A 24,353-nucleotide genomic window follows, 5' to 3' on the forward strand; every position below is an offset into this window, starting at 1 on the left:
TCGAGCCCCAGGCAATGCTCGCAAGTGGCGGCTCAGGCTTCTGGCCGCCGAACCAGTAGGACCACCGGCGCGCAAAGCAGGTAGAGGGCACCCAGCCACAAGAAGATGTCATTGAACGCCAGTACCTGGGCTTCACGCGCCACCGTCTGCCCGACCAGCGCCAGCGCGCTCTGCTGCGGATCCGCCACATGACCGGCCAGCAAGCTCTCGTATCCCTGCAACCGCTCAAGCACGACACCACGCCCCTCATTTACTGCACCGATCAGCTGGCTCCAATGATAGTCCTCGCGGATGTCGCGCACAGTGTCCATCAGCGCCAGACCGACCGCCCCACCAAGGTTGCGCATGACGTTGAACAGCCCGCTGGCATTGCCCACTTCTTCACGCGGCAAGGTTCCCAGCGCAATGCGCGAGGCCGGAATGATGCACAGGATCAGCCCCACCCCGCGCACGATCTGCGGCCAGAAGAACTGCTCGAACCCGGACTCTGACGTCAGGCAGGCGTTCATGATCGAGCCCGTCCCCACCAGCACAAAGCCCACAAACATCAGCACGCGCAGGTCAACGCTGCCCGACAGCCGACCGGCCAAGGGTGCGGTGAAGAACATCGCCACCCCGGTCACGAACATGACCTGACCGATCTGCAGGCTGGAAAAGCCGCGCACATAACCAAAGAACAGCGGCATCAGGTAGACCAGCCCGTACAGGGCGATGCCGATCACAAATCCCTGGCCGGCGCCCAGCGCAAAGTTGCGGTTAGCAAACGCGTGCAGGCCCACAATCGGATACCGATGGCGCAGCGTGCGCACAAAGAAGCCGATGGCGGCCAGGCCACAGGTCAGCGAGAGCATCAGGATCAGGTGATCATCGAACCAGTCATCCCCGGGGCCCTCTTCCAGCACGTACTCAAGGCACCCCAGAAACACCGCCATCAGCGCCAGCCCCAGCACGTCCAGACGCCTGGCCGCGCTGCGGTCGCCCTTGTCGATATCCAAGAAGCGCCACGCCGCCCAACTGACCAGCACACCTGGAATCACGTTAGCCAGAAACAGCCAATGCCAACTGGCGATCTCCGTGATGTAGCCCCCCACCGTGGGCCCCACCGACGGCGCCATGGTCACCACCATGCCGATCACGGCTTGAACGGCGCCCATCATCCGACGCGGAAAGATCGAGAAGCTGATGGCGTGAGTGATCGGGATCATCGCCCCGCCAAGAAAGCCCTGCAGTGCCCGCAAGATGACGAGCTGTTCGATGCTGGTCGCCAGGGCGCATCCCAGGCTTGCCAGGGTGAAGCCGACGCTGGACAGCACAAAGGCCACCCGCGTCGAGAGAATCCGGGTCAGCATCCCGGACAGCGGAATCATGATGATCTCGGCGATCAGGTAGGACGTCTGGACCCAGGAGATCTCCTCACTGCTGGCGGCAACGCCGGCTTGAATCTCGTTCAGCGAGCTGGCCACGATCTGGATATCCAGAATCGCCATGAACATGCCGAATACCGCTGCAATAAAGCCAATACGCTGAGGCCAGGGGGGCAGTTCATCGGCGCCCGAAGGCGCCGCGGAGGCAAGCGCTGGGGACTGACTCACGCGCCTGGCCCTGCCAGCGTCGCCGCTACCGGGGGCGTCTGCTCACGCTCGGCCTGGTGCCGCGCACCCAAGGGATCACCGTCCAGGGAGCGGGTGTCGACTTCAGGCACCACAGACAACCCCGCACGCAGTACGCCCAGTGCCTGTTCAGGACCGGTCAGTCGAATCTTGACCGGCACCCGCTGCACGATCTTGTTGAAGTTGCCGGTGGCATTGTCCTGGGGCAGCAGACTGAACTGGGACCCCGTCGCCGGCGCCAGGCTGTCGACCACCCCCTCGAAATGCACCTGGGGATAGGCATCGACCGCCAGTCGCACCGGCTGACCAATGCGCATGCGCTCCGTCTGGGTCTCCTTGAAGTTGGCCACCACGTAGGCCGACTCGACCGGCACCAGGTGCATCAGGGTCAGCGAGGGCTGCGCCAGATCCCCGACCTCCGCGGTGATGGCACCGACAACGCCATCGCGCGGGGCCCGCAGCGTCGCCTTTGACAGCTGGTGTCGGGCGACCTCCACTGCCGCCTGTGCGGATACGACACGCGCCTGCGCCGCCTGTTCGTCGGCCAGCGCAACGTCCAGCTGTCGCTGGGCCGAGGTCAGTGCCGCCCGGCGTGCCGCCAGGGTGGCCGCGGCCACGTTGACGCTGGCTTCATCGTCCTGCTGTTGCTGCTCCGAGGCGTACTGGCGTGACGCCAGCGAGCGCGAGCGCTCCAGATGACGAAGCGCCTGGGCATGCTGCGCCTCGGCAGAAACCACCTGGGCCTGCGCCTCTTCGATGGCCGCACGCTGTCGTTCGATCTGTCGGCTGGCCTGGACCTGCTGGGAACGAGCCACCTGCTGGTCCGCCAGGGCCTGGGCCAGCTGCTGCTTGACGTCGGTATCATCCAGCTTCACCAGAACATCACCGGCGCGCACCTGCTGGTTATCCATCACCGGCAGCTCCCGGATCAACGCCGATAGTTCAGCGCGCAGACTGACCGCATCTGCATGCACGTAGGCATTATCCGTTTCTTCCAGGTAACGGCCCGTCGACCACCAGCTCTTGCCCCACCAGATCAGCGCCACCAAGGCCATCAGCCCGGCCAGTGCCACGATTGCCTTCTTGCCACGCGTCATCTCGTCCCCCACGTACCCGGTCTTACGCTTGTCTGGTTGCCGCCTGCGTCGACCCACACGCTTCTTCATCGAAGCACCGGGAGGGGGCTGCAAGGCACGGCCCTCGACAGCGCAAATTCATGAACCGCATTAGTGTAGCGCATGCTACACTTTTACGTCGCGGTGCTTTTTGCGTCGATCACCCCGCTGCTGTCTCCGGTGGCTGGACCATTCGCCAGCATCGGCATCGGTAACATCAACAACAGCAGCAACAAGGGCGAGGTCCGCGAGACCGGGGCTTATACCGCAGCACGAAACGGGGATAGGAAGCGGGGCAATGAAGCGGATATCAGTACGCCGGTGTCAGTCAGCAGGTATAAGCAAGCGGGTAACGTGAGCAGAACCCAGCCATCGGACGGCGGGATATCATCAGCAAGAGGACGAGCAGATGTCGGTCAACGACTCAGCCCATCAGGGCTTTACCCCACGCGGAGAAGCCCGCAGACAGCGCCTGTTGGCGGCCGCCAGGGAGGTCTTTCTCGATAAGGGATACGCCGGTGCCAGCGTCAACGATATCGTGGCCCGAGCGGGAGGGTCGCTGAGCACGCTCTACAAGCTGTTCGGCAACAAGGAGGGGCTGTTCGTGGCGTCGATGGAGGCCCAGGCCTCCAGCGTGTGGAGTCGCCTGGGTCAGGCCGGCGAGCGACCGCCGGAAGAGGTGCTGACGGAACTCGCCCGCGACCTCATGGACCTGGCCCTGCCCGCCGCCAACATCCGCCTGATTCGTGGCATCGCTGCCGAGGCCGAACGCACCCCGGATCTTGGCGCACTGTTTCTCGACCACGGCCCCGACCGCACCCGCCGCGAACTGGCCGACTACCTCAACGCCCAGCATCAGCGAGGTCGACTGACGGTCAAGGACCCGCGCGCCGCCGCCGGCATCTTTACCGGCATGGTACTGGGCGAGTGGATGCTCGACTCCCTGGTGGGTCGCCCGCCCCAGCTCGATGCCCAGGCCAGGGACGAGCGCGCTCGCCTGTGCACCCAGCTGTTCCTCGGCGGGCTCGGCGGCCAGTAGGTCCCAGGGGCACTCGTTGCCGTCGAGTGGCACAGCAACCAGCGTCTTCAGTTCACAGCACGCCTCAACAGAAATACCAGAGGAGCACAGGCAAGATACAAGCAGCCAAGCCACAGAAAGATGTCATTGAACGCCAGTACTTGAGCCTCCCTTGCGACGACATCACTGATGAGATCCACGGATGCCTGCATGGGATTTGCCGAATGCCCTGTCAGCATCCTCTCATAACCGTCGAGACGTTCAATGACGGGCTCGCGACCCTGGGACACCGCTGCGATCAGATGAGACCAATGATAGTCTTCGCGAAAATCACGAATCGTATCCACCAGCGCCAGACCCACAGCCCCTCCCAGGTTACGTACAGCACTGACCAGCCCACTGGCATTGCCCACTTCAGCCTTTGGCAGCGTCCCCAATGCAATACGTGACACCGGAATAATACAGAAGATCAGGCCCACGCCACGTAGCACCTGAGGCCAGAAGAATTGCTCGAATCCCGCCTCCGCCGTCAGACACGCATTCATGATGATGGCGATACCGACCAGCACGAAGCCGAAAAATAGCATGAGCCGCAGATCAACGGAGGTAGAAAGGCGACCGGCCACTGGTGCGGTAAAGAACATCGCAATCCCCGTTACCGCCATGATTTCACCGATCTGCAGGCTGGAAAACCCTCGGACATAACCAAAGAACAACGGCATCAAGTAAACCAGTCCATAAAGGCCAATACCGACAACGAATCCCTGAAAAGCGCCTAGTGAGAAGTTTCGATCCGCGAAGACATGCAGTCTCACAATCGGCTCTCGGTGTCGCAACGTACTAAAAAAGAAGCCCGCGGCCGCTACGGCGCTAACTAGCGACAACGATAGGATGACGTCATCTTCAAACCAGTCATCTCCCGGCCCCTCCTCCAGCACATACTGGAGACAGCCCAGGAAAATCGCCATTAGCATCAGCCCCCAGATATCAAGACGATGGGCGGCCCCATGATCTCCCTTGTCGATATCCAGGAATCGCCACGCGACCCAACTGACAATCGCACCGGGGATCACATTGGCCAAAAATAACCAATGCCAACTTGAAAACTCGGTGATATACCCTCCCACGGTAGGGCCCACCGAGGGTGCTACGGTCAATACCATACCAATAGCGGCCTGCACTGCGCCCATGGCTCGGCGTGGAAATATCGAGAAGCTTATGGCCTGGGTAATCGGAATCATCGCTCCGCCCATAAACCCCTGAAGCGCGCGCAAGACGATAAGCTGCTCAATGCTGGTGGCAAGCGCACAGCCAAGACTGGCCAGCGTGAAACCTATGCAGGAGAGTACAAATGCCACCCGCGTAGACAGTATGCGAGTGAGCATGCCCGATAAGGGAATCATGACGATTTCAGCGATAAGGTACGACGTTTGTACCCAAGAAATCTCTTCACTGCTCGCCGAGACACCGGCTTGAATTTCATTCATCGAGCTAGCGACAATCTGGACATCCAAGATCGCCATGAACATCCCGAATACCGCAGCGATGAATCCAATCCGATGCCGCCACGGGGGCATTTCACTCGCCTGATCCACCTCCTGGGGGACCGACATCGCACCTTGGCTCATGCCTCAGGCTCTTGAGCCAGGCCCGCATCAATGACCATTTGATGATCCACTCTCAGGCGCACGCCTAGTGGGTCCCCATCCACTATTCGGGTGTCTACCTCTGGCACTACCGACAGCCCAGCGCGAAGCGCCCCCAACTCCCTACCGGGCCCGATAAGACGAATCTTGACCGGCACGCGCTGCACGATCTTGTTGAAATTTCCGGTCGCATTATCTCTTGGTAATAGGCTGAATTGAGCTCCAGTGGCTGGCGCCAGACTTTCTACCACCCCCTCAAAGTCGACATCGGGATAAGCATCTACCTGGAGGCGCACGGGCTGACCAATGCGCATACGCTCGGTCTGGGTCTCTTTGAAGTTGGCCACCACATAGGCCGAATCGATCGGAACCAGATACATCAGGGCCAAGGATGGCTGAGCCAGGTCGCCCTCCTCGACCGTGATAGCACCCACGACCCCATCACGCGGAGCCCGCAGCGTGGCCTTCTCCACCTGGTGCCGCGCGACTTCTACAGCGGCCTGAGCGGACGCGACTCGCGCCTCCGCCGATTGTTCGTCAGCCAGTGCAACGTCCAACTGACGCTGCGCCGACGTCAGCGCCGCCCGACGTGCCGCCAGGTTGGCCGTCGCCATATGCACACTCGCCTCATCATCCTGGCGCTGCTGCTCCGAGGCGTATTGACGCGACGCCAGTGAACGAGAGCGCTCCAGGTGATTAAGCGCCTGCTCCAGCTGAATTTCTGCGGCGGACACCAGTGCCCGCACCTCATCGATAGCGGCACGCTGACGTTCGATGCTGCGGCCAGCCTGGGCCAACTGTGACCGAGCGACTTGTTCATCCGCGCGAACCTGGGCCAGCTGCTGCTCGACATCTGTGGCATCCAGTTCCACCAAGATATCGCCAGCATGAACGCGCTGATTGTCAGCAATCGATACCTTTCTTACCAGGCCAACAAGTTCTGATCGGATGCACACTTCATTGGCATATACGTATGCATTATCCGTCTTCTCTAGATAGCGCCCCACTAGCCACCAGTGCCGCCCCCACAAGACTGAAAGCGTCGCCACTCCAACCACAAGGCCCCGTAATCCCCACCTCGACAATGTCGTCATTTTACGCCCCAGCGTCACACTATTTTTACTTTTTTATCATTCACTAATTGATACTACACTCAACCCAATATCCAGGCGACACGCTGGAAAATACAGGTTCTAAAGAGCACATATTTGTGGCTAAATTCCGACACCAGACTTGAGCGCAAGAGGGCTATGTCACATGCTTCTAACGTTTACCGACATCTCCATGGAGTAAAGCGCGTAAGCAACGGTTATTGGAGGAGGCAACAAGAGGGAGCAACTGGAGGGGGCAACAGGAGGATATTGCTCGAAAAGAGATACGCCGTTGCCAACGTCAACGACGTCGCGGCGGCCCAAGCGAGAGGTTCGCTGAGCAGAATTGGCACACTGATCGCTAACAATAGGGGCGACAAAAAGGGGCTACAAAATGAGCCCACAAGACGAGTCTAATAATAAGGGACTGTTCGTGGCGCCGATGGCATGGCGCTGGGCGAGCGGTTGCTCGACTCCCTGGCGGGTCGCCCGCCCCAGCGCGATACCCAGGCCAGGGACGAGCGCGCTCGGCGCCACTCACGGCCTACACGTACACCAGGCTTGTGCACCCAGCGCGTGCACCCAACCCATGCTTGGCGGGCTAGGCAGACAGAAAGTCCCAGGGTCAGTCGTTACCGATGGCCGGTCCATAATCCGCTGCGCTGAAGATCCTCCATTCGCCGGCACGTCGACGCTTGAGGCCAGCCAGCACCTGACCACCTGCTCGATTCCACGCAAGCCAGGCGTTTTCAAGGGTGGCATAGGGCGTCTCCACAGTGGGATCACACAGCATGCTGGCCAGGGAGGACCGACTGAAGGCGCCCACGCCAATATTGAACGCCAGCAGCACCATGGCATCGAACTGATGCTGCCCGAGCCCCGACGCCCCGACCCAGGGACGGCACGCTTCCAGCCGCGCCAGCACGCCCTGCTCGATGTCCTGGAGATCCCGGCGCAGCAGCGAATCCGCCCAGTTCAGGTCGATCCCCCGAGCAAACCGAGACCACTGCCCCTCCTCGATCAGGTGACCGACGCCAATGGTGGCGCCGGGCTGCCACTCATCGATCGTCTCACCGGTGAGGTCGTGATAGGGCAACAGGCGACACCCTTCCGCGTCAATCAACCATCGCCGGCCACGCGGGCTCAGCCTGCTGGGGGGCGGCTGAATGTACGCCGCCAGCTCGTCATACAGCGATAGCGGCCAGCTACGGCTGCCATCCTTGTCATCACTACCGGCCTCATCTTGGCGACCGGTGTAGGCGACGTCCTGCTGCTCGCGCCCTTCACTACTCCCTGCCTGGGTGACCATGGCATCCTCCTGCGCACTTCATTCCGTGAAGCCATGTCCCGCAGGGTGACAGTCAACGACGTCAGCCATCCCGACTCAGGACAAGGTTATGTAACGGCACGGCGCCGATATGTCCGGTGCCCGCCCCAGATCAACCCCACTGGCCTCGGCAGGAACGTGCGCGCAGCGAGATCTCAGGTCGACGGATCTCGGCTAGGCAACGCCATCGGCCGCTTGCCCCCAGCGATACAGGAACAAGGCATAGGCCCGCAGGGTATGACGAATGGACGCAATCTCCACCCGCTCATCCACGCCATGGATGCGCTCTGCCACGGGGCCATAGCACGTGCCAGAGATACCATGGCGGTTCAACGCTCTCAGGTCGGTGGTGCAGGTCAATGCCACCGACGGCAATGCCTCACCGGTCAGGGCCCGATGACAGTCCGCCAGCAGCGCCACGCCTGGATGATCCAGGTTGACCTGGTGCCCCTCGGAGCGGAACCCATGAAAACTGACCTCCGGTGCCGAAATCCCAGGCCCCATGCCCTCTCGCGCGGCGTCGACGCACTGGCGCACCTTGTCCATGATCTCCTCCGCTGCCACCCCCGGCGGAAAACCGATACGCCCTTCCAGGGTGGCATGACAGGGCACGCTGGAGGCCCAGTTGCCGCCTTCGATGCGGCCAATATTCAAGTTGAACGGGTGCTCGACGGCGTCATAGGGTGCCTCGCGCCCGGCATTCAGCTCGGCTTCCAGCGCCTTGAGCGGCGCGATCACCGCCTGGATGGCCTCGATCGCATTACTGCCCGCAGAGGTGTCCAGCACGTGGGCCGGCACCCCTTCCAGCGTCACCTTGAACCACAGGGTCCCGACCTGGGCAGTGGTCAGCGTGGCGCCAAAGGGTTCGGGAATCAGGGCGAAATCCCCCCGTCCATCCCGCGCCAGACAGGCCAGCGCCCCGTGACCGGTGCACTCTTCCTCGATGACCGTCTGCAGCGTGAGCGGAAAGCGGATATCGAATCCTGCCCGCTGCATGGCGGTCACTGCGGTAACCATGGCGGCAATGCCCGCCTTCATGTCACCGGCGCCGCGTCCGTAGAGCCAGCCATCCTGCTGCCACGGCTCCCACGGCGACCTAGTCCACATCGACACAGGCTCCGCGGGGACCACATCCAGATGCCCGTTGAAGATCAGGTGCGGCCGATTCGATGTACCGTTGATCACCGACACCAGGTTGTAGCGATCGTCAGCAGCGCCTGGCGGAGAATCCGGCAGCGGCACCCGCTCTACTGTGAGGCCCATGCCCAGCAGGTGCTGTTCCATCACCTGCAAGACACCGGTTTCAGCCCCCAGCACGCTGTATTCGCGCACCAGGTCCGACGTCAGGGCCAGGGTGTCGGGCATCAGTTCGTCACACACATCGAGCAGCCGCTGCTCGTTGGCGTCCAGCGCCTCAGCAGACAATAGGGGCGTTGTCATTGGCGGAAGTATCCAAGGTTGAGATGAGTGTCGAAGCGGCCAGGCCGGTGCCGATGATCCATCTCGCACACCAGTTATGCACTTTCGTGCAGGATGGGCACAAGCCTGTGGAACCGCGGAATTAGCAGGGATTGATCTACATCAATCTCACTGGTGGTTGTTTGAGTGGTTGACGCTGCTGTGGCCGTCGGCGAGGCGCTCGATCACGGAATCACGCGCCACACCAATGTGATAGTCGACCTCTTCGCGGCAACGCTCCGGGTCGCCACTGCGCAGGGCATCCAGCAGACGCCAGTGCGACGCCGCGATGCTCTCCGGGGTGTCGTGGGTGCGAGTGATCAGCGTGATACACAGCCGCAGCTCGAAGCTAAGGTCGTCAAAGGCACGCAGCAGGCGGGGATTGCCGGCAAGCTCGAAAACCCGCCGGTGGAAGGCAATATCCTCTTCGATCTTGGCACTCTCATCGTGACCCGAGGCGACGTCACACAACCGTTCGATCTGCTGCTTGAGGCTCTGCTCGATGTCCTCATCAAAACGCAGCATCACCCGCTCGAAGGCATGTCGCTCAAGACCGATGCGCAGGTCGAAGACATCGTTGAGCTCCGCCACATCCAGACTGCGCACAAAGAAGCCACGTCGTGGCCGTGACACCAGCAACCCGCGGCTTTCCAGCAACCTGGCGGCCTCTCGCACCGGCGCACGACTGATGCCCAGCTCGCTAGCCAGTCCGGCTTCTGACAGCCGCTCCCCCGGCGCAAAGCGCGCCGCCAGAATCGACTCGGTCAGGTAATCCACCACCTGATCCACCAGGTTGCGTTGAATCACGAAGGGGGCGGGGTAGGCATCTGAAGGCATGGTCATCCTTTGCGTTGAAGCGTGGGCCTTGGCCCAGGAAGCTGGCACAGCGGGTACCGTACCGATCCAGTATGCACGGAGTCGCCCATCAACAACAGTCGATTGACGACTGTCGACAGTTTGGATCAGCACTGCTAGGTTCTAAAACAGCCACTGACAACAATCGCTCATAACAACTGCTAACAAGGTGCCCCATGTCTGCGACGTCTCGCCGCTTCGCCGTTCCCCTTATCACCTCGACGCTGGTGTCTCTGGGACTGGCCGCCACCCTGCCCGCCTCCTCGGCCCTGGCTCAGGACACGACCGACAGCTCGTCGGCACAGCCCCAGCGCGGTGGTGTCATCGACACCATTATTCAGCCGGAGCCCCCCGGCCTGGTGCTGGGCATGATCCAGAACGCGCCCACGCGCACCGTGGCAGGGAACATCTACGAGGGGTTGCTGCGCTACTCCACCGATATGGAGCCGATGCCGCAGCTGGCCAAACGCTGGGACGTCAGCGAAGACGGCCTGACCTACACCTTCTACCTGCAGGAAAACGCCAAGTGGCATGACGGCGAGGCCTTCACCGCAGACGATGTGGTGTTCTCTGCCGACGTCTTCCACCGGGAGCTCAATCCCAGTGCCCGTGCCGTGCTGGAGCACGTGGAGAGCATCGAGGCGACCGACGAGCACACCGTGGTGTTCACCCTCAAGAAACCCTTCGGCCCCTTCCTGATCTCCTTCGAGGCAGGCACCTTCACCATGGTGCCGGAGCACATCTACGCGGGCACCGACTTCCGCAACAACGACGCCAACAATCACCCCATCGGCACCGGCCCCTTCCAGTTCGACAGCTGGGACCGTGGCACCGTGATCAAGCTCACCCGCTTCGACGACTACTACGAAGAGGGCCTGCCCTACCTGGACGGGATAAACTGGCACATCATCCCCGACGGCGCCTCCCGTGCGGTCGCCTACGAGAATGGCACCGTGGACGTGCTGCCCTACGGAACGGTAGAGAACTTCGACGTGCCCCGGCTGACCGCCATGGACAACACCTGCGTGACGGACAAGGGCCACGAGTACTTCAGTCCCTTCGCCATGCTGTGGATGAACAACCGCGAAGGACCGACCGCCGACAAGCGCTTCCGCCAGGCAGTGATGTACGCCATGGACCGCGAGTTCGCCCGTGACGTGCTGTGGAACGGTATGGGCGAAGTGCCGGCAGGCCCCTTCGGCTCCAACGCCAAGTTCAATGACCCGGATCTCGACGGCTACGCCTACGACCCCGACAAGGCCGAGCAGCTGCTGGATGAGATGGGCTACGACGGCGAAGAGATCACCCTGCTGCCGCTGCCCTATGGCGAGACCTGGAATCGTTGGGCCGAAGCCGTTCAGCAGAACCTCAAGGAAGTCGGCATCAATGTGCGCACCGAGGCGACCGACGTCGGTGGCTGGAACCAGCGCCTGGGCGAGCGCGACTACGACCTGGCCTTCACCTACCTGTATCAGTACGGCGATCCGGCGCTCGGCATCTCGCGCACCTACCTGTCGACCAACGCCGAGAAAGGCTCGCCTTGGAATAACGTGGAAGGCTACCAGACCCCCGAGGTCGATGAACTGTTCAACAGTGCGGCCACCGCCTACCCGGACAGCGAGCGCGAGCGCCTCTACCACGAAGTGCAACGCATCCTGCTGGAGGACGCTCCCCTGGGCTGGCTGCTCGAGCTCGGCTTCCCCACCATCTACCGCTGCAATGTCAATGACCTGGTGACATCGGCGGTGGGCGTCAATGACGGCTTCAAGGACGCCTGGATCGCCGACTGATCGCCAACGGATCACCCACTGATCACACCCAAACGGGCCGACGAGCTGCTCGTCGGCCCGGTGGTTGGCCAGATTCCCGACCAGATGACGGGGTCGTCCGCGGCCCCGAATGACTGCGCGAGAACCCATCATGCTTTACGCCCGACTTATTGTGTCGCGCCTGATCAAGGCAGCCGTCGTGCTGCTGATGATCGTCGTGTTCAACTTCGTGCTGATCCAGCTCGCCCCCGGCGACCCCGCCGCCATCCTCGCGGGTGAAGCCGGCGCCGCGGACGAGGCCTTCATCGCCCAGCTACGCGAGCGCTTTGGCCTGGACCAGCCCATGTACGTTCAGCTGTGGCACTACGTGTCCGGCATCCTGACCCTGGACTTCGGTTACTCCTATCGCCAGCAGATGCCGGTATTGGACCTGATTATGGATCGCCTGCCGGCTACCCTGCTGCTGACCGGCACCGCCTTTGTGCTGTCGCTGGGCCTGGGTATCCTGGCCGGCTCCATGGCCGCCATGCGGGTCAAGAAGGCCTCGGGCTCCTTGATCATGGCCCTGGCGCTGTTGTTCTACGCCACTCCGCTGTTCTGGGTAGCGCTGATGGCGGTGGTGCTGTTCTCGGTGTACCTGGACTGGCTGCCCGCCTACGGCATGTTCACCGTGGGTGCCAATCTGGAGGGGCTGGCCTACGCCCTGGACGTGGCCAAGCACCTGGTCCTGCCAGCCACCACGCTGGGCCTGTTCTTCATGGCCATCTACACCCGCATGACCCGGGCCTCGATGCTCGACGCCGCCCAGCAGGACTTCGTCAAGACCGCCCGGGCCAAGGGCCTGGCGCCGCGGGTTATCCAGCGTCGTCACATCCTGCGTAACGCACTGCTGCCGATCATCACCCTGGCCGGGCTACAGGCCGGACAGATGGTCGGCGGCGCGATCCTCACCGAGACCGTGTTCGCCTGGCCCGGCATCGGCCGCCTGATGTACGAGGCACTGATGCAACGCGACTACAACCTGCTGCTGGGCATCTTCTTCTTTTCTGCCGCCCTGGTGATCCTGTTCAACATCCTTACCGATCTCGTCTATCGCCTGGCGGATCCACGTATCAAGGGGGCTGCCGCATGACGTTCTTTGCCCGTTTTGCCCAGAACCGAGGCGCCCTCGTGGGCCTGCTGATCCTGTGGGCGATCATCCTGATGGCGGTACTCGCCCCGCTGCTGTTTCCTGAGTCACCCTGGCGCATGGTCCAGCGTCCGTTTCTGCCGCCCATGGCCCAGGAAGGCTTCTGGCTCGGCACCGATACCATGGGACGCAATGTTGCCGCCGGGCTGATGCACGGTGCCTGGGTGTCGCTGTTGATCGGCCTGGTCTCCACTGCGGTTGCCCTGGCCATCGGCGTGCCCCTGGGCGCCATTGCCGGCTACTACGGTGGCTGGGTCGACGATGCGCTGATGCGCTTCACCGAGTTCTTCCAGACCATTCCCAACTTTGCCCTGGCCATCGTCCTGGTGGCGATCATGCAGCCCAGCGTGACCTCCATCGTGCTGGCCATTGCCATCGTCAGCTGGCCACCGGTGGCGCGCCTGGTACGTGCGGAATTCATGTCCCTGCGCCAGCGCGAATACGTGGAGGCCGCGCGCCTGGTCGGCCAGAGCAATCTGCAGATCATGCTGCGCCAGATCCTGCCCAACACCCTGTCGCCCATCATCGTGCTGGCGTCCTTGATGGTCGCCACCGCGATCCTGCTGGAGTCGTCGCTGTCCTTCCTCGGTCTCGGGGATCCCAACGTGATGTCCTGGGGCTACATGATCGGCGCCGCACGCACGGTGATTCGCCAGGCCTGGTGGCTATCGTTCTTCCCTGGCCTGGCGATCCTGCTCACGGTGCTCGCCCTCAACCTGGTGGGCGAGGGACTGGACGACGCCCTCAACCCCAAACTGGCTCGGGAGCGCTGAACCATGGCGACCAACAACGACCACAGCACGCCGCCCATTCTGCGCATCGAAGGCCTCAGCGTTGCCCTGCCCCAAGGGGCCGACCGCGACTATGCGGTCGAAGACCTCAGCTATGACGTCAGCCCCGGCGAAATCCTCTGCGTGGTGGGGGAGTCCGGCTCGGGCAAGTCCATGGCGGCCAATACCATCATGGGGCTGCTGCCCAAGGGCGTGCGTGCCACCGCAGGGCGCATCCTGTTCGAAGGCATCGACCTGTTGAGCCTGGACGACAAGCGTCACAGGGCCCTGCGCGGCAAGCAGATCGGCATGATCTTTCAGGAGCCGATGACCGCGCTCAATCCGCTGATGCGGATCGGCGACCAGATCGCTGAAGTGTTCGAGGCCCACGGAGAGCTGAAACCCGCGCAGCGTCAGGCCCGAGCCCTGGAGCTGCTGAAGGAAGTCGGCCTGCCCCAGCCGGAGCGCGCCATACGCGCCTACCCCTTCGAGCTGTCCGGAGGCCAGCGCCAGCGCGTGATGATCGCCATGGCGCTGGCACTGGAGCCGCGGCTGCTGATCGCCGACGAGCCCACCACGGCCCTGGATGTGACCACCCAGGCACAGATTCTCTCGCTGATCGCGGAGCTGCAGCAGCGACGCGGCATGGCAGTCATATTCATCACCCATGACTTTGGCGTCGTGGCCGAGATCGCCAATCGCGTCTGTGTCATGCGTCAGGGGCACATCGTCGAGCTGGGCCGCCGAGACGACGTCCTCGACCATCCGCAGCATGACTACACCCGAGCGCTGATCGAGGCCATACCCGCCGACGCCGCCCCACCCCGGCGCGAGTCGCAACCACCGGCGCCCATGCTGGAGGTGCGCCAGCTGAATCGGGTCTTCCGCTCTCGCGGGGGCTTGTTCAAGCCGTCTCGGGAAGTCCGCGCCCTGGACGACGTCAGCTTTACCCTGTCCCGGGGGGAAACCATCGGCATCGTCGGTGAGTCCGGGTCCGGCAAGTCGACCCTGGGACGCTGCATCGTCAGGCTGGAGCGTCCTGACAGCGGTGAAATCCTGATCGGAGGCGAAGACCTGTCGGCGCTGAGCGGCGATGCCCTGCGCCAACAGCGCCACCGGATACAGATGGTGTTCCAGGACCCTTATGCCTCCCTCAACCCGCGCACTCGGGTGGGCATGGCGATCGCCCAGGGGCCCATCGCCAACGGTGTGCCCAAGGCCGATGCCCTGAGCAAGGCCGACGAACTGCTGGAACTGGTCGGGCTCGGCGGCAGCGCAGACCGCTACCCCCACGAGTTCTCCGGCGGCCAGCGCCAGCGCATCGGTATCGCAAGGGCCCTGGCGCTGGATCCCGAGCTGATCGTGGCCGACGAGGCCGTGTCTGCCCTCGACGTGTCCATCCAGGCTCAGGTGCTCGAACTGCTGGAGGACCTCAAGCAGCGCTTCTCGCTGTCGCTGCTGTTCATCACCCACGACCTGCGCGTGGCGGCGCAAATCTGCGATCGGATCATCGTCATGCAGCGCGGCCGCATCGTCGAACAGGGCACCGCCTCGGAGGTCTTCCTGACCCCTAAGGAGGACTACACCAAGGAACTGCTGGCAGCGATCCCTGGGCGCAAGAGCGAACACGGAAGCAGTCACGACAGTCATCTTGAAAGAGAGAGCGAACAAAAGAGCGACAACCATAACGAAGGAAGTAGCGGCAGCCAGCAGGAGGCCTATTCATCATGACGGAAGCGACATCTCCTCTCTCCGGCTCTGCCTTAGCCTCTTCTTCGGCCTCTGCGTCGCCTTCGTCCCCAGCGTCCTCCTCGGTGGGCGCGTCCGCCGAGGATAGAAACGCGCTGCTCGCCACCCTGAGAGAACGGCTCGGCGACAACCAGGTGCTGACCGGCGAGGACGTGACCCGCCGCCAGGTGGACTGGTTGAGCGGCGCCGCCTGCCGGGCTGCTGCCGTCGTCCGGCCCGGCACGCCGCAGGAAGTGGCTGAGGTACTGACGCTGTGCCACCAGGTGCACCAGCCCGTCGTCACCCACGGCGGACTGACCGGCCTGGTCCACGGCGCCGAGGCAGAGCCGGACGAGCTGGTGCTGTCGCTGGAACGGCTAACCCGCATCGAGGACCTGGACCCACTGGCCGGGACCATCACCGTGCAGGCGGGCGTACCGCTGCAGCAGGTGCAGGAGGCAGCCAGAGAGGTCGGTATGCAGTTCCCTCTCGACCTGGGAGCCCGCGGCAGCTGCACCATTGGCGGTAACATCGCCACCAATGCAGGAGGCAACCGGGTCATCCGCTACGGCATGATGCGCCAGCAGGTGCTGGGGCTTGAAGCCGTGCTGGCCGATGGTCAGGTCATCAGCGCCATGAGCCCGATGCTCAAGAACAACGCAGGCTACGATCTCAAGCAGCTGTTTATCGGCAGCGAGGGTACCCTGGGCGTCGTCACTCGCGCCGTGCTTCGCCTGCAGCCGGCGCTGTCGGATGCTCGCACGGCGCTGATCGCCTGTCCGGATTTTTCCTCCATGACCGCCCTGCTGGCACACCTGCGAGACCGACTGGGCGGCGGCCTGGCGGCCTTCGAGGCGATGTGGCGCAACCATCTGACGCTGATCACCGCCAATGGCCGCCATAGCGCCCCGCTGGAGCTGGACGCACCCTACTACGCGCTGGTGGACTCCCTGTCCGGCGATGGGCCGCACCACCAGGCACAGTTTGAGAGCGCGCTGGAAAGCGCCTTCGAACAGGGCTGGGCCAGTGATGCGGTGATCGCCCAGTCCGACACCCAGCGGGAGCGGCTGTGGGCGATTCGCGATGACATCGAAGGCCTGGTGGAGGCGCTGTCTCCGCTGATGGCCTTCGATATCAGCCTGCCCATTGCCGCCATGCAGGACTACGTGGACGAGGTCGAGTCGGCGCTGACCGCACGCTGGCCCCAGGCGCGCCTGGCGGTGTTCGGCCACCTGGGCGACGGCAACCTGCACCTGTCCGTGGGCGTCGGCAGCAACGATGCCGAGACTCGCCACGGGGTGGAAGCGTGCCTGTACCGTCCCCTGGCCGACCGGCAGGGCTCGATCTCGGCCGAACACGGTATCGGGCTGGAGAAGCGCGACTGGCTGTCGATCTCGCGCAGCCCAGAAGAGCTGGCGCTGATGGCGACGTTAAAGCGCAGCCTCGATCCGTTGGGACTGCTCAACCGACACAAGGTCGTGCCATGGACAGCCGCCCAGGATCATTGACGACCTGGTCGATACATTAGCTACACCAGCTCTTAAATGCCCGGCTCTTGGATTTCCGGCTTTCAAGCATCCACGTTTATTGCCCAAAAGCTCATTCCTTCAAAAGCTTATTGCTACCTACGACAGGAACCTCTATAGGATACGTTATGGCCTCCGACACCCCCGCCTTCGCTGATCACCTCTACACCCCGGGACCGGACAATCCCTTCCCAGGCATCTGGGTGCTGAAGCGCCGGATCGGCAAGGAGATCCCTCATCGCCTCGGCTCCAACGAGGGGCTCGACATGCCACATCGCGCCCTGCGTGACGCCTTCGGCGATGCCATGGCCGAACACGTTTACTGCTATGGCGACGCGGAAGCCCTGGCCGTGCGTGAACGCCTGTGCCGCCTGCATGGCTTCGAGCTGGATACCCTGCTGGTAGATGCCGGCTGCGACAGCCTGCTGGCGCTGGTACTGCGGGCCACCGCGCCCACCGGCACTACCGTGGTCAGCTCCGCCGGGACCTACCCCACCTTTGGCTACTTCGCCCAGGGCCAGGGGTGTCGGCTGGTGGAAGTCGACTATCACGAAACCGCCGACGCCCTGGCACCGGACATCGATGCACTGATAGAGGCCGCCCACCAGCATCAGGCTCGCCTGGTGTACCTGGCCAACCCTGACAACCCCACGGGCCACGTCCATCCCGTGGCAGAAGTCGAACGGCTGCGAGCAGAGCTGCCCAAGGACTGCTGGCTGCTGCTCGACGAGGCCTACCATGACTTTCGGGATGATGCGGCAGAACCCGCCTTTACCCGCGCCCTGCCGGGGGTGATTCGGTGCAGGACGCTGTCCAAGGCCCACGGCCTGGCGGGCCTGCGGGTTGGCTACGCCATCGCCGAACCCGACACCCTGGCGATGCTGATGAAGGTGCGCATCCACTATGCGGTGTCCACCTTGAGTCTGGCCGCCGCCGAGGTGGTGCTCGACCACCAGAATGAGACCGACGCACACATCCAGGCGGTGCTGGAGCGTCGTCACCGCCTCGCAGAACACTTCAAGGCACTGGGGGCCGACGTACTGGAAAGCGGCACCAACTTCATTGGAATACGCCTGGCCGACGCCGACACGGCGCGCCAGGTTCACGCCGACCTGTTAAATGAGGGCAAGCTGATCGCGCGACCCGCGCACCCGGCGCTGGGGCACGTGCTGCGCATCACCGCAGTGGCCGACGCCCTGGAGCCGGGCCGCCTGGCCAGGCTCGAGCAGGCGATTCAAGCTCGCTGAGCCTCTGCTGACAGGTTTTAAAAGAAGGCTATCACCCACAGCATCATCGCCGACGGGCACAGGCCCATCGGCGATGACGTCAGGGGCTACCTCCTTGAGTGGTTGCCGCCCGCCGGTGCCAAACGGCTAACGCTCACGCAAAGGCGTGCGTTCAGCCAACCGCACCGGCTTGGGCGAACAGGTTGCTCAGCTGTCGTGTACCGCCACGTTGAGGGTGGCGTCGGGAAAGTGCCTGCGCAGCATGCGGTTCTGGAACTCGTCCACAAAGCAGGCGTTGATGATAATGATGAAGCGCTCGAACGGGGCGTCCTCGCGACACTGGCGGATGCTGTCCACGCTGTGGAACAGCTGATCATCGCGCAAGTGCAGTATCTCACCCGGGGCCAGGGTGATGCGGCCCACCTCCTGCTGTCCGGCCTTGTCCAGGTACAGGGTGTTGACCGCGCCCTCTACGTTGTCACGGCTGAGCACCACGATACTCAGGTACTTGCAGCCGTCGGCGTGGATTCCCTGCCCCTGCAGCGGGTCGACGCAGCCGTCCCCTCTCACCCCGGTGATCTGCATCAGGATGGGTGACCTGGCCGGCAACTCCCACAGCTCTGCCCACGCCTTGATGAAGGCCTTCACGTCCTCACGCTCGGTAAAGGCCGGCAGCAGCGGCTCGTAGTAACGCAGGCGATCGGCCATGCTGGCCGCATCATTGAAGCGACCTCCCTGGGCCATCGGGCATTCACCCAGTGTCTCGACCTCACCGCTATCGTTCAGGTGCAGCCAGGACATCCGCTTCCAACGCTGGTTGACGTAGGGGTCACGGGGTAGATCCGCCACGAAGGCTTGCCATTCGGCTAGCTCAATCCGCGCCAGCGTCGTCTTGCTCCAGGACTGAGAAGCCACTTCTTCGTGGACCGATGACTCCCAATAGCCAGCAGCAGGCGTCTCATACCATTCCTGTATCGCACCGGCGTCTTCCACCAGCGCCAAATGGCGGCCTACGTTCATCTCTTTGATTGATTTCATGACATTTTCCTCGTTTTTATGCGCATTCACGCGCATTTCATGGATGTTGCTTACGCAACAACGAGGATCATGTGGAGGCCCTTGGGGCCGGTCAAATGCCGGTTTGTACGCAAAACCGGAGACTAAAACCCTACCGCTTTACTGGTATCGCCACCCATGCCGCCGGCATGGTAAAACTCACTTTTCATGTTCCTGATACCGTCCTAGGTCGCGCTTCGGGACGTTCTGTACGACACTTGCTACATATGCATGTCCATTACAACGTGTGCAGTTCGACGCAATCTCTTCCGCCACTCGCTTCCGCCACTACGTCGTGATTGACCGCACAGGGGTATGACGCCATTGCACATCGGTGACAGACTTCCACCCTATCCTCGCGCCAAGCAGGGCATCGCCGAGCAGGACTGTCGCGGGCAGGCTCGCGATCAGCGGCTGAGCCAGAACGAAGGCGAGGCGCCGGCGCTTCCATCACTGACGCTCAGTGAATGGCGTTTCCGTGAGCTGCTGATGAGCCTCTCGCGGGTGGCCGTGCAGGGGTACGATCGTGATCGTCGGGTCATCTACTGGAACAGCGCCAGCCAGGCACTGTATGGCTACAGCGAGCAGGAAGCCCTTGGCCGCCGGCTGGAAGAGCTGCTGATTCCCGATGCCATGGTGTCTGCGGTCATCGACGCTCATCAGGCGTGGGTCTGCCACGGCACCGAAATCCCCCCGGAAGAACTGGAACTGAAGCATCGCTCCGGCGCCACCGTGCCGGTCTTTTCCCACCACGTGATGCTCGCCCAGGACAGCGACAACCCGCTGATGTTCTGTATCGACATCGACCTGGCTGGCGAACGCCAGGCCCGCCGCGACCTGGACTACATGACCCGCTTTGACCGTTTGACGGGGCTGCCCAACCGCCACGCCTTCGAACATGACCTGGCGGGTATGCTCGAAGAATGCCGGCTACATGATGACAGCCTATTGATCCTGTTTATCGACCTGGATCGCTTCAACGAGATCAACGACACACACGGCTACGAATACGGGGACAAGGTCATCAAGGAAGCGGCCCGGCGGCTAAAGTCCTTTCGCCGCAGCCACGACCTGCTGGCACGCTTTGGCACCGATGAATTCGTGCTGGCCATGCCACGAGTCGACGTAGCCAACGACGCCACCCAGGTGGCCGACCGGCTTCTTGAGACCATCGCCAGGCCCATGCGCATCCAGAACCGGGAGCTGCGCATCAATGCATCGGTCGGGCTCAGCCTCTATCCAGAAAATGGCAGCGCGGTACAGGAACTGGTCGGTAACGCCGATGCGGCCAAGACCAGGGCCAAGCAGGAAGGCCGCAACACCTACCGCTTCTTCAGCCCTGAGGCTCACGCGGCCATGGTGCGCCAGCACAGGATCGCCGCGAGCCTGCAGCGCCTGCTGGACCAGGATGGCAAGGCTGACAAGGAGGGCGAGCTAAGCCTGGCCTATCAGCCCCAGGTGTCCGCCAGCAGCGGCTACATCGACTCCATGGAAGCGCTGCTGCGCTGGACCACCGCGGAAGGCGAGTTTATCTCCCCCGGGGAATTCATTCCGGTGGCCGAACGCAGCGAGCTGATCACGCGACTGGAAGACTGGGTACTGCATCACGCCTGCCAGCAACAACAGCGCTGGCGCCAGCAAGGGCTAAGGCGGGTCAGGGTCGACATCAATATCTCGGGCAGGCACGCGATGATGCCGGGCATGTTTGAGGAGTGCTCCCGTTGCGTGGCGAGCTACGGGCTCGGCCCCCTGGATATTGGCATCGAGCTGACCGAGAACGTATTGATCGAGGCCGGCCAGAGCGTGCTGGATAGCCTGCGCTGTCTGTATGACCAGGGCTACAAGATCGCCATCGATGACTTCGGGACAGGCTTCTCTTCCATGAGCTACCTGAAGTTTTTGCCCGTCACGGCGCTGAAGATCGACCGCACCTTCGTGGCCGAGTGCACCCAGGACCCCAAGGACCGCGCCATCATGGAAGCCAGCATCTTTCTTGGCCACCGCCTGGGCCTTGAAGTCATCGCCGAAGGCGTCGAGACCGCCGAGCAGGAAGCCCTGCTACAGGAGATGCGCTGCGACCTGCTGCAAGGCTACTACTACCACCGCCCTACCGACGCCGCCAGCATCGCACGACTGCTGCGAGCAGGCCCGTTGGGGCTGAGCGGCAAAACAAGCAGTGGAGTCCATGGCAGCAGAGAGGGAAACACAGGGACTAGCACGGGGGCGAAATACAACTGAGAGTACAGCTATAATGGCTTGCTGCTTAGCAATCCCTAACGGGACTGTGACTAAAACTATGAGGCCTGCTGTTCAGTCTTCAGATGTGCTCGACGTCTCCGCACGGAGCAAAGACGCCTCCCCATTAAGCAATTGGCCTCTCTATCCTCTCCTGAGAGCCCAAAAATGATCCCGAACGCTGCTTACACTTTGTCAGACCGGAGCCTCAACCAGAGAGTCGCCCCGCCCTACTGCAAAGTACATCAACCCAGCCTGGCGCACGATCTCCGGGTCGTAAAGGTTGCGACCATCGATCAATACGGGCATTGCCAGCTGTTCCTTCAACCAACTGAAGTCGACGGAGCGAAATTCCTTCCACTCGGTGCAGATCACCAGGGCGTCGGCACCTTTCACTGCCTGGATACGATCCCCTGCCAGCATCAGCTCTTCACGCTCGCCGTAGATACGGCGGGCTTCACGCATGGCCTCAGGATCATACGCCTGGACCTTGGCACCGGCTTGCCAAAGGGCCTCCATCAGGGTGCGGCTAGGCGCATCACGCATATCATCGGTATTGGGCTTGAAGGAAAGCCCCCACACGGCGATGGTGCGCCCTTTTAGATCACCATCAAAGGCAGTGGCCAGCTTGGTAAACAGCGTCTGCTTCTGGCGGTTATTAACCGCCTCGACAGCGCCAAGCAGCTCTGCCTGGTAGCTGACCTCACGGGCGGTGCGCTCCAGAGCCTGCACATCTTTGGGGAAGCAGGACCCACCATAGCCACAACCGGGGTAGATAAAGTGGTAGCCAATGCGCGGGTCGCTGCCGATACCGCGGCGTACCTGCTCCACGTCTGCCCCTAGGCGCTCCGCCAGGTTGGCAATCTCGTTCATAAAACTGATCTTGGTGGCCAACATGGCATTGGCGGCGTACTTGGTCAGCTCCGCCGCGCGCACGTCCATGAACATCAGCTTTTCCTGCAGGCGGATATACGGGGAGTAGCATTCCCGCATCAGCTGCTTGACCTTGTCGGAATCCGTACCCACCACGATACGTGCGCCGTGGGAGAAGTCCTCTACAGCGGCGCCTTCCTTCAGAAATTCGGGGTTGGAACACACGTCCACGTTCAACGCCACGCCGCGGGCATCGAGCTGGGACTGCACCATGGCCTTGACCTTGTCGGCGGTGCCGACCGGTACGGTGGACTTGTCCACCACCACCTTGTCATCCTGCATATGCTCACCGATGGTCTTGGCCACCGCCAGCACATACTGCAGATCCGCACTGCCGTCCTCGTCCGGCGGCGTGCCGACAGCGATAAACTGCAGGGTGCCGTGGTCCACTGCCGTCTTGGCATCCGTCGTAAAGACCAGTCGGCCCGCCGCCACGTTGGCCTTGACCATCGGCTCGAGGCCTGGCTCGAAAATGGGGATCTCACCACCTTCCAAGCGAGCGATCTTGTTCTCGTCCACGTCCATGCACACGACATCGTGACCAACGTCAGCTAGGCAAGCGCCAGTGACGAGCCCCACGTAACCGGTGCCAAAAATGGTGATCTTCATTCCCTATCACTCGCTGCTTTTTTTCAATGGCCCAAGCATAGCAATCTCGTTCTGCAATTGGCATCACCATGAAGGGGGTACGACTGTCTATTGACCTGATGCATTGCTCGCTACTAAGCCAACGACGAATCTACAAAAATTGGGTCTACACGCCGTAGAACTGACGATACCAGTCGACAAAGTGACGAACGCCCTCTTCTACCTGCACCTGGGGCTTATAGCCCGTGGCCTGGTAGAGGGCATCGGTATCCGCCCAGGTACGGGGCACGTCGCCCGGCTGCATGTCCTTGTAATCACAGATGGCCTGCTTGCCCGTCGCCTTTTCGATGGCGCGCACAAAGTCCATTAGGGATACCGGGCTACCATGACCGATGTTGTAAAGGGCGTAGGGCGCAGACGCGGTGTCCGTAGTGACCTCGGTGCTGCCTCTTGGCGTCGGCACCACCTCCAGCACACGCACAATCCCCTCAACGATATCGTCAATATAGGTAAAGTCACGAGACATCTGGCCGTGGTTGTAGACCTCCATGGCTTCGCCGTTCAGCACCGCCCGGGTGAACTTGAACAGGGCCATGTCGGGACGCCCCCAGGGGCCGTAAACGGTAAAGAACCGCAGCCCAGTGGTGGGCAGGTCATACAGGTGTGAATAGGTGTGGGACATCAGCTCGTTGGCCTTCTTGGTGGCCGCATACAGGCTGATGGGATGGTCCACATCGTCGTCAGTCGCAAAGGGGACCTTATCATTGGCGCCGTACACCGAGCTGGAGGAGGCATAGACTAGATGCTCTACCCGGCTGTGACGGCATCCTTCCAGGATATTGAGGTGCCCCACCAGGTTGGCATCGACATAGGCGTGGGGGTTGTCGATCGAATACCGCACCCCAGGTTGGGCAGCCAAATGGATGACGCGATCGAAACCTTCGCGTTCGAACAGCGTCGCGATGCCGGCGCGGTCAGCCAAGTCCAATGGGAGAAAGGCAACGTCAGTGCATGAAGCCAGATCATCCAACCTCGCCTGCTTCAGGGCAACGTCGTAGTAGTCGTTGAGGTTGTCGATACCGACAATACTATGACCAGCGCCACTAAGCCGCTTCGCCACGGCATGACCTATGAAGCCCGCCATACCGGTAATCAAGAGTTTCATCGCAGAGTCCTTGCCAAGTGCGGCGCCATTGTAACCCGGTAACGGGGT

General features: G+C 62.3%; 18 protein-coding genes. 8 read left to right on the forward strand and 10 right to left on the reverse strand.

Annotation, left to right across the window (positions count from 1 at the left end):
- Positions 1-32: 32 nt before the first annotated feature.
- Entirely contained in the window at positions 33-1,592 is a 1,560-nt protein-coding gene (locus tag KUV86_RS14685) for a DHA2 family efflux MFS transporter permease subunit (RefSeq protein WP_315900991.1), read from the reverse strand.
- Positions 1,589-2,776 carry an HlyD family secretion protein gene (locus tag KUV86_RS14690; RefSeq protein WP_261397656.1) on the reverse strand — a complete coding sequence of 396 codons (1,188 nt, stop codon included), beginning with the start codon at positions 2,774-2,776 and terminating at the stop codon, positions 1,589-1,591. The genes KUV86_RS14685 and KUV86_RS14690 overlap by 4 nt, the downstream gene beginning before the upstream one ends.
- Positions 2,777-3,134: 358 nt before the next feature.
- On the opposite strand from KUV86_RS14690, the gene KUV86_RS14695 reads away from it, so the two are divergent.
- Entirely contained in the window at positions 3,135-3,764 is a 630-nt protein-coding gene (locus KUV86_RS14695) for a TetR/AcrR family transcriptional regulator (RefSeq protein ID WP_222485291.1), read from the forward strand.
- A gap of 47 nt (positions 3,765-3,811) precedes the next feature.
- On the opposite strand, the gene KUV86_RS14700 is transcribed toward KUV86_RS14695, so the two are convergent.
- The 5 genes from KUV86_RS14700 to KUV86_RS14720 all read right to left on the reverse strand — a co-directional run bounded on the left by KUV86_RS14700 (position 3,812) and on the right by KUV86_RS14720 (position 10,102).
- A complete protein-coding gene (locus tag KUV86_RS14700) occupies positions 3,812-5,371 on the reverse strand; it encodes a DHA2 family efflux MFS transporter permease subunit (RefSeq protein ID WP_261397657.1) in 1,560 nt (519 codons plus the stop codon).
- A complete protein-coding gene (locus tag KUV86_RS14705; RefSeq protein ID WP_222485293.1) occupies positions 5,368-6,483 on the reverse strand; it encodes an HlyD family secretion protein in 1,116 nt (371 codons plus the stop codon). Before KUV86_RS14705 ends, KUV86_RS14700 begins: the two co-directional genes overlap by 4 nt.
- Before the next feature lie 622 nt (positions 6,484-7,105).
- Positions 7,106-7,789: a lysozyme gene (locus tag KUV86_RS14710; RefSeq protein WP_222485295.1), complete on the reverse strand. Its 684-nt coding sequence runs from the start codon at positions 7,787-7,789 to the stop codon at positions 7,106-7,108.
- Positions 7,790-7,981: 192 nt separating this feature from the next.
- Positions 7,982-9,247: an ArgE/DapE family deacylase gene (locus tag KUV86_RS14715; protein ID WP_222485297.1), complete on the reverse strand. Its 1,266-nt coding sequence runs from the start codon at positions 9,245-9,247 to the stop codon at positions 7,982-7,984.
- A gap of 147 nt (positions 9,248-9,394) precedes the next feature.
- On the reverse strand, positions 9,395-10,102 hold the full coding sequence (locus KUV86_RS14720; protein WP_308126708.1) for a GntR family transcriptional regulator: 708 nt from the start codon (positions 10,100-10,102) through the stop codon (positions 9,395-9,397).
- Between the two features lie 194 nt (positions 10,103-10,296).
- Between KUV86_RS14720 and KUV86_RS14725 the strand changes: the two genes are divergently transcribed.
- From KUV86_RS14725 to KUV86_RS14750, 6 genes are all read left to right on the forward strand, one after another.
- Positions 10,297-11,910 (forward strand): ABC transporter substrate-binding protein, encoded by a 1,614-nt coding sequence (locus KUV86_RS14725; RefSeq protein ID WP_222485299.1) that lies wholly within the window; start codon positions 10,297-10,299, stop codon positions 11,908-11,910.
- A 130-nt stretch (positions 11,911-12,040) separates the two neighbouring features.
- Entirely contained in the window at positions 12,041-13,021 is a 981-nt protein-coding gene (locus tag KUV86_RS14730; protein ID WP_206938052.1) for an ABC transporter permease, read from the forward strand.
- The gene (locus KUV86_RS14735; protein WP_206938050.1) at positions 13,018-13,851 is read left to right on the forward strand and encodes an ABC transporter permease; all 834 of its coding nucleotides are present in this window, start codon (positions 13,018-13,020) and stop codon (positions 13,849-13,851) included. The genes KUV86_RS14730 and KUV86_RS14735 overlap by 4 nt, the downstream gene beginning before the upstream one ends.
- Positions 13,852-13,854: 3 nt before the next feature.
- Positions 13,855-15,579 carry an ABC transporter ATP-binding protein gene (locus tag KUV86_RS14740; RefSeq protein WP_222485301.1) on the forward strand — a complete coding sequence of 575 codons (1,725 nt, stop codon included), beginning with the start codon at positions 13,855-13,857 and terminating at the stop codon, positions 15,577-15,579.
- A complete protein-coding gene (locus tag KUV86_RS14745) occupies positions 15,576-17,084 on the forward strand; it encodes an FAD-binding oxidoreductase (protein WP_222485303.1) in 1,509 nt (502 codons plus the stop codon). Before KUV86_RS14740 ends, KUV86_RS14745 begins: the two co-directional genes overlap by 4 nt.
- A 146-nt stretch (positions 17,085-17,230) precedes the next feature.
- On the forward strand, positions 17,231-18,349 hold the full coding sequence (locus KUV86_RS14750) for a pyridoxal phosphate-dependent aminotransferase (protein ID WP_222485305.1): 1,119 nt from the start codon (positions 17,231-17,233) through the stop codon (positions 18,347-18,349).
- Positions 18,350-18,535: 186 nt separating this feature from the next.
- On the opposite strand, the gene KUV86_RS14755 is transcribed toward KUV86_RS14750, so the two are convergent.
- Positions 18,536-19,366 (reverse strand): 2OG-Fe dioxygenase family protein, encoded by an 831-nt coding sequence (locus KUV86_RS14755; RefSeq protein ID WP_261397658.1) that lies wholly within the window; start codon positions 19,364-19,366, stop codon positions 18,536-18,538.
- Between the two features lie 333 nt (positions 19,367-19,699).
- On the opposite strand from KUV86_RS14755, the gene KUV86_RS14760 reads away from it, so the two are divergent.
- The gene (locus tag KUV86_RS14760) at positions 19,700-21,622 is read left to right on the forward strand and encodes a putative bifunctional diguanylate cyclase/phosphodiesterase (RefSeq protein ID WP_222485307.1); all 1,923 of its coding nucleotides are present in this window, start codon (positions 19,700-19,702) and stop codon (positions 21,620-21,622) included.
- A gap of 192 nt (positions 21,623-21,814) precedes the next feature.
- Here the strand turns inward: KUV86_RS14760 and KUV86_RS14765 are convergent, their stop codons facing one another.
- Both KUV86_RS14765 and KUV86_RS14770 read right to left on the reverse strand, forming a co-directional pair.
- Entirely contained in the window at positions 21,815-23,161 is a 1,347-nt protein-coding gene (locus KUV86_RS14765) for a UDP-glucose dehydrogenase family protein (protein ID WP_222485308.1), read from the reverse strand.
- 145 nt (positions 23,162-23,306) lie between these two features.
- Positions 23,307-24,305, reverse strand: a complete 999-nt coding sequence (locus KUV86_RS14770) for an NAD-dependent epimerase (RefSeq protein WP_222485310.1) — start codon at positions 24,303-24,305, stop codon at positions 23,307-23,309.
- Positions 24,306-24,353 lie beyond the last annotated feature (48 nt).

This window comes from Halomonas sp. DP8Y7-3, assembly GCF_019801675.1.
Lineage (GTDB): Bacteria > Pseudomonadota > Gammaproteobacteria > Pseudomonadales > Halomonadaceae > Halomonas > Halomonas litopenaei_A.

Coding starts and splice junctions, on each gene's coding strand:
- KUV86_RS14690 (WP_261397656.1), bottom strand. CDS start 2,776: ATGAAGAAGCGTGTGGGTCGACGCAGGCGGCAACCAGACAAGCGTAAG.
- KUV86_RS14695 (WP_222485291.1), top strand. CDS start 3,135: ATGTCGGTCAACGACTCAGCCCATCAGGGCTTTACCCCACGCGGAGAA.
- KUV86_RS14700 (WP_261397657.1), bottom strand. CDS start 5,371: ATGAGCCAAGGTGCGATGTCGGTCCCCCAGGAGGTGGATCAGGCGAGT.
- KUV86_RS14705 (WP_222485293.1), bottom strand. CDS start 6,483: ATGACGACATTGTCGAGGTGGGGATTACGGGGCCTTGTGGTTGGAGTG.
- KUV86_RS14710 (WP_222485295.1), bottom strand. CDS start 7,789: ATGGTCACCCAGGCAGGGAGTAGTGAAGGGCGCGAGCAGCAGGACGTC.
- KUV86_RS14715 (WP_222485297.1), bottom strand. CDS start 9,247: ATGACAACGCCCCTATTGTCTGCTGAGGCGCTGGACGCCAACGAGCAG.
- KUV86_RS14720 (WP_308126708.1), bottom strand. CDS start 10,102: ATGCCTTCAGATGCCTACCCCGCCCCCTTCGTGATTCAACGCAACCTG.
- KUV86_RS14725 (WP_222485299.1), top strand. CDS start 10,297: ATGTCTGCGACGTCTCGCCGCTTCGCCGTTCCCCTTATCACCTCGACG.
- KUV86_RS14730 (WP_206938052.1), top strand. CDS start 12,041: ATGCTTTACGCCCGACTTATTGTGTCGCGCCTGATCAAGGCAGCCGTC.
- KUV86_RS14735 (WP_206938050.1), top strand. CDS start 13,018: ATGACGTTCTTTGCCCGTTTTGCCCAGAACCGAGGCGCCCTCGTGGGC.
- KUV86_RS14740 (WP_222485301.1), top strand. CDS start 13,855: ATGGCGACCAACAACGACCACAGCACGCCGCCCATTCTGCGCATCGAA.
- KUV86_RS14745 (WP_222485303.1), top strand. CDS start 15,576: ATGACGGAAGCGACATCTCCTCTCTCCGGCTCTGCCTTAGCCTCTTCT.
- KUV86_RS14750 (WP_222485305.1), top strand. CDS start 17,231: ATGGCCTCCGACACCCCCGCCTTCGCTGATCACCTCTACACCCCGGGA.
- KUV86_RS14755 (WP_261397658.1), bottom strand. CDS start 19,366: ATGAAATCAATCAAAGAGATGAACGTAGGCCGCCATTTGGCGCTGGTG.
- KUV86_RS14760 (WP_222485307.1), top strand. CDS start 19,700: ATGACGCCATTGCACATCGGTGACAGACTTCCACCCTATCCTCGCGCC.
- KUV86_RS14765 (WP_222485308.1), bottom strand. CDS start 23,161: ATGAAGATCACCATTTTTGGCACCGGTTACGTGGGGCTCGTCACTGGC.
- KUV86_RS14770 (WP_222485310.1), bottom strand. CDS start 24,305: ATGAAACTCTTGATTACCGGTATGGCGGGCTTCATAGGTCATGCCGTG.